The sequence below is a fragment of the Pseudomonas sp. 300 genome, from assembly GCF_055803035.1.
Genome location: NZ_JAVLRV010000002.1, coordinates 2,422,667 through 2,439,772 on the forward strand (window position 1 = coordinate 2,422,667; position 17,106 = coordinate 2,439,772).

The window sequence follows — 17,106 nt, forward strand, 5'->3', positions numbered from 1 at the left end:
GTTCCCATGCTTGGGAACGATCACCACGAATGCATCAACTCAGGCTTTCAGTGATCAGCCCTGCCAGTTGCTCCAGCATCCCCGGCACTTCCTGCACCATCTCCCCCATCCGCGCGAAGTCGTGGGTCATCCCCGCTTTAACGTCGAGCACCACAGGTTGCCCCGCCGCCCGCAATTTTTCGGCCCAGGCCAGGCCTTCGTCCAGCAGCGGGTCGTACTCGGCCAACCACAACACGGTCGGCGTCAGACCTTGCACGGTCTCGGCAAACAACGGTGAAAAGCGCCAGTCGCGGCGATCATCCGCGCTTCGTTGGTACTGTTGGTAGAACCATTGCAGCGTGGTCGCTTCCAGCAGATAGCCTTCAGCGAAACGCGCAAGCGACGGGCGTTTTTCCACGGCGTCGATCACCGGGTACAACAACACTTGCAGCCGTGGCGTCAGCGGCCAGGCTTGCGGATTCTGCGCGATCACGATCGACAACGAGGCCACCAGGCTGCCGCCGACGCTGTCGCCGGCCAGTGCGATGCGCGTGGCGTCCAGGCCCAGAGCACCGGCGCCCGTGGTCGCGAGCCAGCGCGTCACATCCTCCGCATCCTCGTAGGCGGTAGGAAAACGGTGCTCCGGGGCCAGTCGATAATCCGCCGACAGCACCGCAAAACCACCTGCCAATGCCAGTCGCCGGCACAGGGTGTCATGGGAATCAAGGCTGCCGACCACATAGCCGCCGCCATGAAAATACAGCAGCACCGCGCGCTCCTGCGTGCCCAGCGACGGGCGAGCGTAGAGGCGCGCGTTGAGCAGATGGCCGTCGCGGGCCGGAATGCTGACCGCGGTCACGTTCAGCGCGCCCATCGGTGCCGCATCGAGCAACTGCGAGGTTTGTTCGAATTGCTGGCGCGCTTCGGTCGGGCTCAGCTCGTGCATGGGCAGGCTTTTGCCGGTGAGGCGGCCGAACTCGGCCAGCTCTAGAAAACCTTCGATGTCCGGGTGCAGTGCCATGGGCGGTCGTCTCCAAAAAAATAAAAGCTCGCCCTATAAACGAACCGTGAGGACCGTTCATTAGGGCGAGCTTGTTTTGACGCGGTAAACGCTTAGTCCTGCGCCACCACCTCCCGACCGAGTGCCGTCACCACGGCGCTCAGGCATTCATCCCGTTGCAGGATATCGAAGTGGCTGGCGCTGACGGTCTGCACCTTGCGCAGTCGCGGTTGCTGACGCTCCAGTGTCGCGCGTTCCGCCGTCGGGTTGCCATCGGCCCACCAACAGCACAGTTCGGCGTGCGGCAGCGGCAAGGTCTCCACCTGCCGCGACAACGCCTTCAAGCGTGTGCTGACCATGAACGTCTGCGCCAACTCATCGGCACCGAGCAGCGCGTAGCCGCTGGCCTGCTCGCCTTCGGTGTCGATCACCGTGCGAATGATCCGCGCGATGGCGTCCTGATCACCCGAAGTCTCGACACTCAATGCCTGGGCAACGACATCGCTGTCCATGCTCAAGGTTGCGCCGAGGAACTCGCGCAGGTCCGCGCGCCACTCATCAACACTGGCGGCGGCATTGGCCTGGGTCGGCACAAAACTGTCCACCAGACCGACGAACGCCACACGCTGCCCCTGCTGTTCAAGCAGTTCGCCGACCATCAACGCCAGCGCTCCGCCCAACGACCAGCCCAGCAAGTGATACGGGCCTTGCGCTTGTTTGCGGCGGATCGCTTCGACGTAGTCGGCGGCCATTTGTTGCAGCGACGTGTCGTGCCACTGGCGGTCCAGCAGCATGCGGCATTGCACGCCATACACCGTGCGCAGACCTTCCAGTCGGCGGGCCAGCGGTTCGTAGTCGAACACCGTGCCGAACCCGGCGTGCAGGCAGAACAGTGCCGGTTGATCGTCCACGGGCTGGTTCAACAGCAACAGCGGTTCAGGGCTCTGTCTGGGCGGTTGCTCATCGACACCGGACAACCCGGCGATGGTCGGCTTGGCCATCATGTCGCGCAGTTTCAGTTGGAAGTCCGGCTGATTCAGCGCCCGCACCTTCGAGATCACCTTGAGGGTGCGCAGCGAGTCGCCGCCCAACTCGAAGAAATTGTCGGTGATGCCGACTTTGTCGACACCCAGTACTTGCTGCCAGATCTCGGCCAGTGCCCATTCCAGCGGTGTGCGCGGGGCCACGTAATCGCGGCCCTCGAAGGTCGGGTCGGGCAAGGCCTTGCGGTCGAGCTTGCCGTTGGGTGTCAGCGGGAAACGCGGCAGCACCACGATCTGCGTCGGCACCATGTAATCCGGCAAGCTTTCACGCAAGGCTGCCTGGCAACGCAGGCCCAGACCGTCGTCTTCGACCGCAACCACATAACCCACCAGTTGCGGACCCTGGCCGCTGTCACGGACCACCACCAGCGCGTCATTGACCCCGACTTGCTCGCGCAGACGGGCTTCGATTTCACCCAGTTCGATGCGGAAGCCGCGCACTTTGACCTGATGGTCGATGCGCCCCACGTAATCGAACACGCCATCCTCGCGACGGCGCACCAGGTCACCGGTGCGGTATAGACGACCACCGTCGTTGCTGAACGGGTTGGCGACGAAACGCTCGGCGGTTTGCCACGGGTGACGGTGGTAACCACGCGCCACGCCACGACCGCCGATGTACAACTCACCGACCATGCCCACCGGCAATGGATTGAGGTCCATGTCCAGCACATGCAGGCTGCGGGTGCCCACGCGGCGACCAATCGGCGCATACATCGCCTCGCAGTGTCCGTCGGCAGCAATCTTCCACAGCAGCGGCGTGACCACGGTTTCCGTCGGGCCGTAGCCGTTTACCAGGAATTGCGGTTTGAGCGTGTGCTTGACCCGCTCGAACGTGGCGTCCGGCACCGCATCGCCACCGAAGCAGTAGATGCGCACTGGCGGCGGATCACCGCCCTGCAACTCGGCGTGTTCGGCCAGTTGCAACAGGTACGCCGGCGGGAAGCAGGCGACGCTGATGCGCTGACGGTGCAACACCGCCAGGGTCTGCTCGGCAGTCCACAAGGTGTTGTCGCGCACCACCAGGGTCGAGCCGCTGATCAGCGCGGTGATCCAGCGTTCATGGGCGCCGTCGAAGGCGAACGACATGAAATGCAGTTCGCGATTGCCCGGGTCCATTTCGTACAGCTCGGCAATCGCCTGCACGTGCATGCTCAACGGCCCGTGAGCCACGGCGACGCTTTTCGGCTTGCCAGTCGAGCCCGAGGTGTAAATCAGGTAGGCCAGTTGCTCGGCGTGTACTGCGCGTTGCGGCGGCGCGACTTCAACGTCGAGGTTCAAGCGATCCACGGCGACCATCGGCGTGCCCGGATTGAGTTGCGCGGTGTCGCGCAGACGCTCCTGGGTCAGCAGCAAACGCATGTCGCTGTCGGCCATCATGTAGCGCAAACGTTCCTGCGGGTATTGCGGGTCCAGCGGCACATAGGCGGCGCCGCACTTCATCACCGCCAGCAGCGACACCACCAGTTCCAGCGAGCGTTCCATGAACACACCGATCACGTCTTCGGCCTGCACGCCCTGCTCCAGCAGGTGCACCGCGAGTGCGTCGGAACGCCGATTCAGTTCGGCATAGCTCAAGTGTTCGGCGTCGCGGTCGGCGTAACTGAGCACCAACGCGGTGTGCTCCGGTTGCAGGCGCGCCCGCTCGCGGATCAGCTCATGCACCGGCCGTTCATGGTCGTCGGCCAGCGTCGGCAACTCGCCGTCGAGGTGCCGGCCTTGGTCCAGGGTCAGCAAGCCCAACTCGCCCACCGCGCGCCCGGCGTTGTCGCACAGGCGCTGCATCAGGCTTTCCATGTGGCTGCGCAGCACTTCGACGGTGGCCAGGTCGAACTGATCGCGCTGATGCATGTACTCGATGCGCAGCCCCTCATCGAGGCTGACCATCAAGTCCATGGCGAAGCTGGTCAGGCCGAAGTCGGAGACGTCTTCGAAGCGCAGCGAATCGCCGTTCCACTCGCGCAACGTGCGGTCCACCGGCTGATTTTCGAAAACGATGATGCTGTCGAACAACGACTGCCCGCCCTGCCCGGCCCAGCGTTGAATATCGCTGAGCGGGGTTTGCTGGAAGTCGCGGATGTCGAGGTTGTAGGCCTGAATCTCGCGCAGCCAGTCACCGACGCTTGCTTCGGTCGGCACGCTGTTGACCACCGGCAAGGTGTTGATGAACAGCCCCAACATGTTCTCCGAACCGTTGAGGGTTTCCGGGCGGCCCGACACCGTGGCGCCGAACGTCACCGTGCGCTGACCGGTGTAACGCTGCAACAGCAACAGCCACGCGGCTTGCACCAGGGTGTTGAGCGTCACTTGCTGTTGCTGGGCAAACGCCTGCAAACGCGCGGTCTGCTGCGCATTCAGGTGCGTGTAGATCGCGTGATAACCCGCTTGCGGCGCCTTCACCGGCAACGCGCGGGCCAGGTGAGTGGCGCCTTCGAGGGCGTTGAGTTTGCCTTTCCAGAACGCTTCGCTGGCCTCGGCCACCTGTTGGCCGAGCCAGTCGATGTAGTCGCGATACGCGGCCACCGGCTCCTGCGCATCGCCACTGTAATGACGCAGCACTTCACCGATCAGGCGCGACACACTCCAGCCGTCCATGAGGATGTGATGGTAAGTCCAGATCAGGCGATAGCGGTCGTCTTCCAGACGCACCAGCAGCAGGCGCAACAACGGCGCGCGGTTCAGCGAGAAGCCACGTTCACGTTCATCGGTGGCCAATTGGCGTACGCGTTCAGGTTGGTTATCCAGACCGCGCCAGTCCAGTTCGGTCAGCAGCGCCGGCGCTTGGCGCAGCACCACTTGCAGCGGCTCCTTGTCGCCCTCCCACAGGAACGCGGTACGCAGGATCGCGTGGCGCTGCGCGGCGTCGGCCCAGGCTTCGCGGAAGCGCGGACCGTCAACGCCACGTACGCCCACTTCGATCTGGTTGACGTACAGCCCCGAATCACCGTCCTGCACCGAGTGGAACAGCATGCCCTGCTGCATCGGCGACAGGGGATAAACGTCGTCCACTTCGTCTGCCGTCAATTCCAGCGCCTGATACTGCACGTCGCTCAGCTCGATCTTCAGCGTCGGCGCAGCCATCACCGGCGCCGCTTCCACGGCGTCCACAGCCTGGGCAACCGTCGCCAGTTCAGCGATGGTCGGGTGGCTGAACACGTGTTTCGGCGAGATGCTCAGGCCGGCCTTGCGTGCACGGCTGACCGCCTGGATCGACACGATGGAATCGCCGCCCAGTTCGAAGAAGTTGTCCTGAATGCCGACCGGCACTTCGAACAGCGTCTGCCACACGTCCTGCAGCGTCGTCTCCACGGCATTGCGCGGCGCGACGTATTCGCGCACCTGCTGATCGGGTTGCGGCAAGGCGCGGCGATCGAGCTTGCCGTTTGGCGTGACCGGCAACCGCTCAAGCATCAGCAGATGACTCGGCTGCATGTGCTCGGGCAATGCGTTGCGCAGGTGCTGTTTGAGCCCGTCGAGCACCAACGACTGGCCGACCACATAAGCCACCAATTGCTTGGATTTACCGACATCCAGCGCGATCACCACCGCCTCGCGCACCTGTGGATGGTCCAGCAGGCAGGCTTCGATTTCACCCAGCTCGATACGCAAGCCACGGATTTTCACTTGATGATCGATGCGGCCGACGTACTCGATCACGCCGTCCTCGCGGTAACGCGCCAGGTCGCCGGTGCGGTACAGGCGCTCGCCCTCTACGCCGAACGGGCTGGCGACGAAACGCTCGGCCGTCAGGTCCGGACGACGGTGGTAACCCCGCGCCAGGCCGATGCCACCCAAATACAGTTCACCGACGCAGCCCGCCACTTGTGGTTGCAGGCTGTCGTCGAGGATGTAGGTCACCAGATTGGCAATCGGGCAACCGATCGGCACGCTGATCGAACCGTCTTCGACGCAGGTCCAGTGGGTCACGTCGATGGCGGCTTCGGTCGGCCCGTACAGGTTGTACAAGCCAACGTCGGGCAGCACGCGGAACAGGCTGTTCTGCAAATCCGCCGACAATGCTTCACCGCTGCACATGATTTGCCGCAGGCTGGCGCAACGTTCGAAGCCTTCGCCCTGAACAAACGCCTGCAACATCGACGGCACGAAATGCAGGGTACTGACCTGATACTGCTCGATCAAACGCACCAGCTGCGCCGGGTCGCGATGCGCACCCGGTTCGGCGACTGCAAGGCGTGCACCGACCATCAGCGGCCAGAAGAACTCCCACACCGAGACGTCAAAACTGAACGGCGTTTTCTGTAGCACGGTGTCGCGACCGTCCAGGGGGTACGCGCCCTGCATCCACTCGATGCGGTTGTACAACGCATCGTGACGGTTGGCCGCGCCCTTGGGTTTACCCGTGGAACCGGAGGTGTAAATCATGTAGGCCAGCGATTGCAGCTCGATCACGCACGGCAGGTTTTCCTCGCTCATGCCTTCGACGAGTTGGGCGCTGTCGTCCAGGCAGATCAGCGTGGTGTCGGGCGGAATCGGCAATTGCGCCAGCAGATGACGCTGGGTCAACAGCACGTGCACGCCGCTGTCTTCGAACATGTGCTCCAGGCGCTCGCGCGGGTAATCCGGGTCCAGCGGCACATAGGCGCCACCGGCTTTCATGATCGCGAGCAAACCGATCACCAGTTCCAGCGAGCGTTCGGCGGCAATGCCCACCAGCACTTCGGCGCCAACACCGTGGGCGCGCAGGGAGTGCGCCAGGCGGTTGGCCTGTTGGTTGAGTTGGCGATACGTCAGGGTCTGGCCGGCAAACACCAACGCCGCAGCGTCCGGGGTTTTCAGCACTTGGGCTTCGAAACACAGGTGGACCGGGCGCACATCGGGCCAGGTCACGGCGGTGTCGTTGAAGCCTTGTACTTGCTGCTCGGTCTGCGCGGCGTCGAGCAGGCTCAGACGGCCCAGGGCTTGTTGCGGCTCACGGACCATGGCATCGAGCAACGCCACCAGACGATTGCTCAGGCCGTCGATGGCCTCGGCGGTAAACAATGTGGTGTCGTAATTGAAGCGCAGGTCCAGGCACTCGCCCAACTCGGCGGCGATGGCCAGCGGGAAACTGGTCTGATCGTGATTACTGATACCGGAAAACTTCAGCGCGCTCGGATTCCCACCCTCCAGCGCCTCGGCGACCGGGTAGTTTTCGAACACCAGCAGCGTGTCGAACAGCGCCTCGCCGGAATGCCCGGCCCAGCGCTGTACATCCGCCAGCGGCGTGTACTCGACATCGCGCAATGTGAGGTTGAGCGCCTGCACCTCGTCCACCCATTGGCTGACCGTGCACTCGGGGTGCGGCGTGGCGATCACCGGCAAGGTGTTGATGAACAGGCCGACTTGCTGCTCGATGCCTTGCAACTCGCTCGGACGCCCCGACACCGTGGCGCCGAACGCGACGGTGCGCTGGCCGGTGTAGCGCTGCAACAGCAACAGCCAGGCCGCTTGCAGCAAGGTGTTTGGCGTGACGCGGGCCTGACGGGCAAACCCGCTCAGGCGCTCGGTGGCCGCCCGGTCCAGGCTCAGGTGAACGGTGCGATGACCCTCGCTCTGCCCCGCGACAGGCCCCGGCAGTGCGCCGGCCAAACGTGTCGGCTCGTTGAACGCCTGCAATTGCTCCAGCCAGAACGCTTCGCACGCAGCGCGATCACGCCCGCCCAGCCACGTCATGTAATCGCGATAACGACCGCCGCTCGCCACCGGCATCTCACCGGAGTAACGCTGCAACACTTCGCCGAACAGCTGCGAGGTGCTCCAGCCGTCCAGCAAAATATGGTGGTGGGTGAAGATCAGGTGATGCGTGTCGTGCGCGGTCTGCACCAGGGTCAGGCGCAGCAACGGTGCCGCTGTCAGGTCGAAACCGCGCAGACGGTCTTGCTCGGCCAGACGTTCCAGGGCCTGCGCCTGATCCGCTTCATTGCGCCAGTCGAGCACGGTCAACGGCAGCGTGGCATTGGCCAGAATCACTTGCAGCGGCCGCGAGCCATTGCTCTCGCTGAAGAACGCTGCGCGCAGCACTTCATGGTTTTCCAGCGTCTGTTGCCAGGCGCTGCGGAACGCCTCGACCTCAATGCCCTGCACGTCTACGCGCATTTGCGGAATGTAAGCGCCGGCATCCGGGGCGAACAGGCTGTGGAACAACATGCCTTCCTGCATCGGCGACAGCGGGAAGATGCTTTCGATATCACGCGCCGCCAGCGGCAGTGCGTCGAGCTGCGTCTGATCGACGCTGACCAGCGGCACATCACTCGGCGTCAGGCCACCGGCACCGCTGAGGCAATGTTTGATCAGCTGTTGCAGCTCGGTGGCATAGGCCTCGGCCAGACGCTGCACGGTGTGCTCGGCAAACACGTCTCGGCTGAAGGTCCAGCTCAGGCGCAATTGCCCGGCGTAGACCTGACCGTTAATGCTCAGGCCACGGTCCAGCGACGCCGAAGCCCCTTGCTCGGCGCCACCGCTTTCCCGGGCCGGACGCCACGGTGCCTGCTCATCGAAGCTGGCATCGAACTGGCCCATGTAGTTGAACGTGATTTGTGGCTGCGGCAACGCCTCAAGACCGGCCTGGGCCAGATAGCGCAGGATGCCAAAACCAATGCCTTTGTCCGGCACCGCACGCAGCTGTTCCTTGACCGCCTTGATGCTGCCCGCCAGATCGTTGGCCGGGGTCAGCTTGACCGGGAAGATCGAGGTGAACCAGCCCACGGTACGGGTCAGGTCGATGTCGTCGAACAGGTCTTCGCGGCCGTGACCTTCCAGTTTGACCAAGGTCGACGGCTGGCCGGTCCAGTCGCCCAGCACCCGCGCCAACGCCGTCAGCAACAGGTCGTTGACCTGCGTACGGTAAGCCGCCGGAGCCTCTTGCAGCAGTTGGCGAGTGAAGGTGCTGTCGAGCACGGTTTCCACGCTCACGGCATGCTGGCCGGCGAGACTGCCTTGTGGATTATCAGCGGGCAGGTCCACCACCACGTCGTGGTATTGGCGCTGCCAGTAAGCCGCTTGGCTCGCCAGTTCGGGACTTTGCGCATGCAGCTGCAAACGCGCCGCCCACGCTTGATAGGCGCTGGATTTGGCCGGCAGGCGCAGGGGTTGAGCCTGACGCGCCTGGTCGTAGGCCGTTTGCAAATCTTCGAGCAACAGACGCCAGGACACGCCGTCCACCGCCAAATGATGCACTACCAACAGCAAGCGCTGACCGGCCGCGCCCATGTCCACCAGCAAGGCGCGCAACAGCGGGCCGTCGTGCAAATTCAAGCTGGCTTGTGCGGCGTTGCAGTGCTCAAGCAGCTCATCAGCGTTCGCCGCCTGCCGTTGCCACAACAGCTCGGTGCTGTTCCAGTGCCCGGCCTGAGCCTGCTGCCACACGCCATCGACCTGATGCAAACGCAGGCGCAACGCGTCGTGATGCTCCAGCAGCGCGGCCAATGCCTGTTGCAGGCACGCGCTGTCGAGCGGTTCGCGAAGTTCCAGCAATACCGACTGGTTCCAGTGGTCCCGGGGCTCGATGGCCTGCTCGAAAAACCAGTGCTGGATCGGCGTCAGCAGCACATCACCGCGCACCGGTCCCTGATCGATGACCAGCCCGGCGCTGCGCTGCGCGACCTTCGCCAGACTTTGCACGGTCTGGTGTTGGAACAGATCACGCGGGGTGATGCGGATGCCGGCCTGACGCGCACGACTGACCACTTGAATCGAGATGATCGAGTCGCCGCCCAGCTCGAAGAAGTTGTCATCGATGCCCACGCGCTCAAGCTTGAGCACGTCTTGCCAGATCGCCGCCAACGCGGCTTGCAGGTCGTCCACCGGCGCCGTGTAAACCTGCTGCGCCAGAGCGGCATCAGGCTTGGGCAACGCGTTGCGATCGAGCTTGCCGTTGCTGGTCAGCGGCCAGTGATCGAGCTTGAGCAAATGCGCCGGCACCATGTAATCCGGCAGGCCCGCTTGCAAGTGTTCACGCAACGATTGACGTAGATCGGCAACGTCCTGGGTGACGATGAACCAGGCGACCAGTTGCTGACTGCCATTGATCTCGGGCGCCAGCACCAGCGCTTGCTCGATGGCCGGGTGACTTTGCAGGCGGTCCTGGATTTCCCCCAGCTCGATGCGGAAGCCACGAATCTTCACTTGATGGTCGATGCGCCCGGCGTACTCGATGCTGCCGTCGGCGCAATAGCGCGCCAGGTCGCCGGTGCGATACAGGCGTGCGCCCGCCTCGCTGGCGAACAGGTCCGGGACGAACCGGGTGGCGGTCAGGTCGGAGCGCTGGTGATAACCCCGAGCCAGGCCGACGCCACCGACATACAGCTCACCGACGCAACCCTTGACCACCGGGTTCAGACGCGGATCGAGCACGTACCAGCGCAGGTCGGCAATCGGCTCGCCCAGCGGCGAACTGTTGACGCCGTCGAGGTCGGCCCGAGACAGCGGCCGGTACGTCACATGCACGGTAGTTTCAGTGATGCCGTACATGTTGATCAGCAATGGCTGCTGGTCGTCGAAGGCGTCGTACCACGGACGCAGGCTCGCGACGTCCAGCGCCTCGCCGCCAAACACCACGTAACGCAGGGCCATGCCCTGGGCATTGGCGCAGGCAAACGGCATCAACTGACGGAACGCCGACGGCGTCTGGTTGAGCACCGTGACCTGTTCATCGCACAGCAGGCGAGCGAACTCCTCCGGGGAACGGCTGATGGCGTGCGGCACCACCACCAGCTTACCGCCGTAGAACAGCGCACCAAAGATTTCCCACACGGAGAAGTCGAAGGCGTAGGAATGGAACAAGCTCCAGACATCGTCCGCGTTGAAACCGAACCCGTGCTCGGTGGCGCTGAACAGGCGGGTCAGGTTGCTGTGGGGCAACAACGTACCTTTGGGTTTGCCGGTGGAGCCGGAGGTGTAGATGACGTACGCGAGGTTTTCCGGCTGGGTCAGGTTCGGCAGATTCTCGGCAGACGCTTCGTTGAGCCAGTCACTGGCGTGGTCGAGGCAAATCACTTCGAGGCCTTCGGACAACGGCAGTCGCGGCAGCAGCGCGGAGTCGGTCAGCAACAGGCGCGTGCCGCTGTCGGCCAGCATGTAGGCCAGACGGTCCTGCGGGTATTCCGGGTCCAGCGGCACATAGGCGCCGCCGGCCTTGAGGATCGCCAGCACGCTGACAATCATTTGCAGCGAGCGCTCCAGCGCGATCCCCACCAACACATCCGGGCCGACGCCGCGTTCGCGCAGACGCTGGGCGATGCGGTTGGCCTGTTGGTTCAGTTGCGCGTAGCTGAGGGTCACGCCGTCGCAGGTCACCGCAATGCTGTGCGGGTGCTCGGCAGCCTGGGCTTCGATCAGTTGATGCGCGCACAGCGTGTTTGTGGCCGGCGAAGCGGCACTGCGGTTCCACTCCAGCAACGTAGCCTGCTGCTCGGTTGGGGCGAGCATGCACAGGTCGGCCAAGGCGACCGAGCCGTCGGCGCAAATCGCCTGCAACAGGTTCAGCCAATGCTGGCCGAGACGCTCGATGGTCGAGGCGTCGAACAATTCGGTGGCATAGACAAACGAGGCGTGGATGCCGTCGTCGCTCTCCACGGTGTCGAGCATCAGCTCGAACTTGGTGGTCTTTTCGTCCCAGATCAGCGGTTCGACGCTCAGGCCCGGCAAGTCCCAGCGCTGTTTCCCGCCGGCATCGCGCTGGTGGTTGAACATCACCTGGAACAAGGGCGTGTGGCTCAGGCTGCGTTCGACATCGAGGCCATCGACCAACTGCTCAAAAGGCAAATCCTGATGCGCCTGCGCGCCCAGCGCAGCAGTCTTGACCTCGGCCAGCAATTGCAGGAATGGCTGATCGGCATGGGGCTGGGTACGCAGCACTTGGGTGTTGACGAAAAAGCCCAGCAGGTTCTCCACGTCCTGACGGGTACGGTTGGCAATCGGCACGCCGACGCGAATGTCCCGTTCGCCGCTGTAGCGATGCAACAGGGTTTGCAACGAGGCTATCAGCACCATGAACAGCGTGCAGCCTTCGCGACGGGCGAGCTCCTTCAGGCTGATCGCCAGTTCGACCGGCACCTTCAGCTCGATGCTGGCGCCCTGCTGACTCGGGATTGCCGGGCGACGACGGTCCGTCGGCAGGTTCAGCGGCGGATGCTCACGTCCCAATTGTTCACGCCAGTACGCCAGCTGACGTTCGGCTTCGCCGGCCTCCAGCCACAGGCGCTGCCAACGGGCGAAATCGGCGTACTGAATGCCCAGCTCCGGCAGTTGCGCCGGCTGATCGGCGCTCATCTGCGCATAGAGTTGCGTGAACTCCTGCAACAAAATCGGCAGCGAACCGCCGTCGGTGACGATGTGGTGGAACGTCAGCACCAGCACATGCTGCTGCGCGTCGAGGCGGATCAACCGGCAGCGCATCAACGGGCCGTGCTGCAAGTCGAACGGCTGCTCGGCGTTGAGACCGACCTGACGTTGCAGTTCGGTTTCGTCAGCGGCGTCGACTTCGACCAGCGCTGCGTCCATCTGCGGATGGATTTTTTGCAGCACCTGCTGCTCGTCGAAGACGAACGTGGTGCGCAGCACTTCATGACGCTGCACCAGCGCGGCGAGGGTTTGCGCCAACGCTGCGCGGTTCAGCTCACCGCTGAGGCGAAAGGCACCGGTCAGGTTGTACGCGGTCGCCTGCGGCTGCATCTGCCACAGAAACCACAAACGCTGCTGCGCGTACGACGCCGGTAACGTGTCCACCGCCGGGTCCCTTGGCGGGATCGGCAGCAGTTCCAGGGTCAGGCCTTGCGCGTGCATCTTTTCTTGCAAGGCACGCCGCGCCTCCAGGCTCAAGCCGCAGAAACGCTGGGCCAGGGTCATCATTCTGTCCGGTGCAGCACTCATCGCGTGTGTTCCTCATCCACTTCGTCGAACAACGCTTCCAGGGCGTCTACATCGTTTTCTTTGTGCTCACTGTGCTGACGGAACTGCTCGATTTCCGCCGCCAGGCGTTCCAGCGTGTCGCCTTCAAAGAACAGCTTCAGCGGGATCGCCAGGTTCAGCTCTTCCTGAATCCGCGCACGAATCCGCGTCGCCAGCAGCGAGTGACCGCCGAGTTCAAAGAAGCTGTCGTGCACGCCGACCCGCTCCACGTGCAGTGCTTCGGCCCAGATCGCCGCCAGGACTTTTTCCAGGTCGGTGCGCGGGGCGACGAAGGCACCGCGCCGAACGTCGAGGTCGAGCAAGGCCTGGCGATTGAGTTTGCCGTTGGGCATCAGCGGGAAGCGTTCCAGCACCTGCAAGCGCGCAGGTTGCATGTGCTCGGGCAGCGCTTCGCCGAGATGACTGCGCAATTCGTTGAGGCGGATGTCGGCGGTGTCAGCCGGGGAAATCACGAAGCCCAGCAGTTGCGGGCCGGTTGGCGTTTCACGGGCGATGACCGCCGCATCTTCGATGCCGGGGGCGCTGCACATGGCGGCTTCGATCTCGCCCAGTTCAATGCGGAAACCGCGGATTTTCACTTGATGATCGACCCGGCCCAGGTACTCCAGCACGCCATCGGCGCGGTAGCGTGCGAGGTCGCCGGTGCGGTACAGGCGCTGGCCGGCCTGCTTCGCAAACAGGTCGGGGATGAAGCGTTCGGCAGTCAGCGTGGCGCGCTTGAGGTAGCCGCGAGCAATCCCGGCGCCGCCGACGTACAGCTCACCTTCGACGCCCACGGCCACTGGCATCAGGTCCGGGCCGAGCACGTGAATGCGCATGCCCGGAATCGGTTGGCCAATCGGGATGGTGTCGTCATCCTGACCGAGCGGCAGTTCCCACGCCGAACACCAGACCGTGCCTTCGGTCGGGCCGTATTCGTTGACCAGCACCACCTGCGGCAAGGCCTCGCGATGTCGCGCAACCAAGGCGTTGCTGCAGGCTTCGCCGGCGACAATCACACAGACAAGGGCCTGGTCGCCGAGGTGCTCGAGAATCTGCGCGTGGTAGGACGGCAAGGTCAGGTAGTGGGAAACTTCTTCACGCTGGATCAGCGCCGCCAGCAGCGCCGGGTCCTTGTAGCTGTCTTCGTCCGGCAGGCACAGGGTCGCGCCCTGCCCCAACGCCCAGAAAACCCCGGCCACCGAGCTGTCGAAGGAGAACGACGAGAGCATCAGGAAGGCGCGCAACGGCTGGCGATAGAACGCGCTGCGTGCGAGGGTCGAGGCCACCGCGTTGGCGTGACTGATCATCACACCCTTGGGTTTTCCGGTGGAGCCGGAGGTGTAAATGACGTAGGCCAGATGGGCGCTGTCGCCCAGCACGGCCGGCTGTTCCGGTGAAGCGGACCAGACTTCGGCATCGGTCATCAGCGAAATCACCCGCTCGCCGTGCAACGCTTCCGGCAGTGGCTGGCAGGCCAGCACCTGACGCGCGGCGGCGTCCTGCAACATGAACGTCAGACGATCGATCGGGTAATTCGGATCGAGCGGCAGGTAAGCCGCGCCAGCCTTCAGCGTGCCGAGCAGTGCGATGACGATTTCCAGCGAGCGCTGACCGTAAACCGCAACGATTTCGTCCGGCGCCACACCTTGGGCGCGCAAGGTATTGGCCACCTGGTTGGAGCGTGCATCCAGCTCGGCATAACTCAGGCGTTGGCCATTGACGCTGACGGCGATGCGTTGCGGATGCAGGCGTGCCTGTTCGCTGAACAGGTCTTGCAGGTAGCGATGCGGCAATGCCTGCTCGGCGGCCAGCGGGTTGAAGTCTTCGATCAAACGGGTCATTTGCACCGCGTTGACCTGAGTGGCCTGGCCCAGGGTCAGCTCCGGCGAGGTCAGCAACTGCCGGCTGAATTCGACAAACTGCTCCAGCCAGACCGCCAGCATCGACTCAGGCACCGCGCCGGCCAGGCACGACAGCTGCAAGTGTTCGCCCTGAACCCGCAGGCGCAGGACTTCCGGGTTGGCGTCGTCCACTTCGATGTTCGCCTCGGCATCGGCCTGATACACCAGGCCATAACGCAGGGGCGTTGCGACTTCGGCACTCAGTTCGAACTCGTTGAGGCAGTCGAGCCAGGACAGCGATTGCTCGACGTTGCCAGCAAACGAGGTCAACGCTTGCGCCAGGGTCTCGTGGCTGCGGTTGTCGAAAGCCACCGGCAAACGCCGGGCGAAACGCCCCAGGGTCGCTTCGGTCTGCTCGTTGCGCCCCGCCACTTCCCAGCCCATCAGCAACTTTTCCTGATGGCCGATGCGCGCCACGAACGCGCTCCACAGCAACAACGCCACGCGCTGCGCTTCGACACCCTGAGCGCCGGCCACTCGCTGCACATCGGCCAGCCATGCTGCGTCGTCGAGCGTGGCCTGATGTCGAGCCAGCGTCACTTCTACCGTCTTTTCAAAAGGCAGGTGATGGGCCAGCGCGAACTGTTGTTGCAGATTGCGCCAGAACGCCGCGCCTTGATGGCCGATGTCTTCTTCGCGCAGTTCTTCCTGCCACGCGGTGTAATCCAGGTACTGCAAGTCTTCCTGATTGTCGGCCAGTGTTTCGCCGCGCAACAGGCTCGCCAGCTCCACCGACAGCACTCGCAGCGATGCTTCATCGAAGCTGCTGGCCGGCGCCAGCAACGTGACGAAATGCTGCCCGTCTGCGGTTTTCACTTGCGCCACCACCAGCACTCGATCCGGTGCCTCAGCCACAGTTTCGCGGCTGCGACGCAGCGCTTCGTCCAACGAAGACACGCGCCCCAGCAACGCTACCGGCACCTCGTCGCACAGGTTCTGTACCGGCCACTTCATCCCCGGCAAACGGCGATAGACCGTGCGCAGGGTTTCATGGCGCTGACCCAATTCATCCAGTGCAAGGCGCAATGCCTGCGCGTCCACGGCCTGGGCGACCGGCACGGTCAGAGCGGCGAACAGCGGCTGTCCGCCCAACTCCTGAGCACGCAAATAAAAGGCCTGCTGAGCCGAAGTCTGGAAAACGTCTACCGAAGGTTCGAGGGCGGTGGTGTTCATGTCGAGTGTCCTTATTCCTGATCCAGGTCGGCGCTTTTCTGCGCGATGGCCATGGCCGTGAGGATTTTTCTGTAGCCAGTGAATTCGTTGCGCGCATGCACGCTGAGGATGTTGTCCAGCAGGACCACGTCGCCCTTCTCCCAGGCGAACTCGACCATCACGTCGCGATAGATGCCTTGCAGGTGGCGGATGACGTCGTCGGGAATGGCCGTGCCGTCACCGAAGAAGGTGTTCTGCGGCAGGTCCAGCGGGCCGAATTCACGCAACAGGTTGTCGCGGATGCTGTCCGGCAGGGTCAGCGCATTGAAGAAGGTGCCGTGGTTGAACCAGATGCGCTCGCCGGTCAGCGGATGGCGCACGATCGCCGGGCCGTTTTGCCGGGTGCGCAGGCGATTGCCCGACTTCCACTCGGCTTGAATGCCGATTTTGGCGCAGTAGGCTTCGACTTCACCGCGATCTTCGCTCTGGAACACGGTCTGCCATGGCAGCCCCATGCCGTCGCCGTAGTTGCGCACGTACATGATGCGTTTGCGCTGAAACTCCTCGCGCACGGCCGGGTCGATCCGCGCGAGAATTTCGCGGGTGTCGCCGAACGGGGTTTCACCGCCGGTGGTCGACGGCGTGTCGCAGTAGAAGTACAGGTGACGCGGGAATACCGGCGAATAGGAGTGCTCGTTGTGCGGGAAGATTTTCTCCGCCGCCGGGTAATCGGTGGAGCTGTAGATCTTGAACTGGCCGGTGATCTGGGTCCGTGGCGAGGCGCGGAACAGGTACTCCAGGGCACCGTCGGAAATCGCCGCCACGCAACGGTTGAACTCGGCGATATCAGCTACCTGGAAGCCACGGAACAGAATCACCGCGTGGGCCAGCAGCTTGCTTTCGATCAGGGCGCGATTCTCCGTCGCCCACTCCACCAGGCTCACGCCAGGCACTGCCGGACGGCACACCAGCGGCATGCTGGCACCGTCGAACATCGGCGCAAAACTCACCAGCCGGGTCGGGTCGGTGGACAGGCTCTTGCGTGCACCGCGACCGATTTTGGGAATGGACTTGGTGGTTGAAACAGTCATAAACCCCTCCAGAAAATGATGACGACGGCGCCCGGTGGGCGCCGCTGCAA

4 protein-coding genes are annotated in these 17,106 nt (G+C 63.7%); all 4 read right to left on the reverse strand.

Annotated features, from left to right (window positions below; translation table 11 throughout):
• Nucleotides 1-34 precede the first annotated feature (34 nt).
• Nucleotides 35-1,000, reverse strand: coding sequence for an alpha/beta hydrolase (locus Q7W83_RS17535; RefSeq protein WP_473656401.1), 966 nt, complete (start codon nt 998-1,000; stop codon nt 35-37).
• Between the two features lie 92 nt (nt 1,001-1,092).
• Entirely contained in the window at nt 1,093-12,891 is an 11,799-nt protein-coding gene (locus Q7W83_RS17540) for an amino acid adenylation domain-containing protein (RefSeq protein WP_473656402.1), read from the reverse strand.
• Entirely contained in the window at nt 12,888-15,986 is a 3,099-nt protein-coding gene (locus tag Q7W83_RS17545; RefSeq protein WP_473656403.1) for a non-ribosomal peptide synthetase, read from the reverse strand. The genes Q7W83_RS17540 and Q7W83_RS17545 overlap by 4 nt, the downstream gene beginning before the upstream one ends.
• A gap of 11 nt (nt 15,987-15,997) precedes the next feature.
• The gene (locus Q7W83_RS17550) at nt 15,998-17,056 is read right to left on the reverse strand and encodes a TauD/TfdA family dioxygenase (protein WP_150637583.1); all 1,059 of its coding nucleotides are present in this window, start codon (nt 17,054-17,056) and stop codon (nt 15,998-16,000) included.
• Between the last annotated feature and the right edge of the window lie 50 nt (nt 17,057-17,106).

Coding starts and splice junctions, on each gene's coding strand:
- Q7W83_RS17535 (WP_473656401.1), bottom strand. CDS start 1,000: ATGGCACTGCACCCGGACATCGAAGGTTTTCTAGAGCTGGCCGAGTTC.
- Q7W83_RS17540 (WP_473656402.1), bottom strand. CDS start 12,891: ATGAGTGCTGCACCGGACAGAATGATGACCCTGGCCCAGCGTTTCTGC.
- Q7W83_RS17545 (WP_473656403.1), bottom strand. CDS start 15,986: ATGAACACCACCGCCCTCGAACCTTCGGTAGACGTTTTCCAGACTTCG.
- Q7W83_RS17550 (WP_150637583.1), bottom strand. CDS start 17,056: ATGACTGTTTCAACCACCAAGTCCATTCCCAAAATCGGTCGCGGTGCA.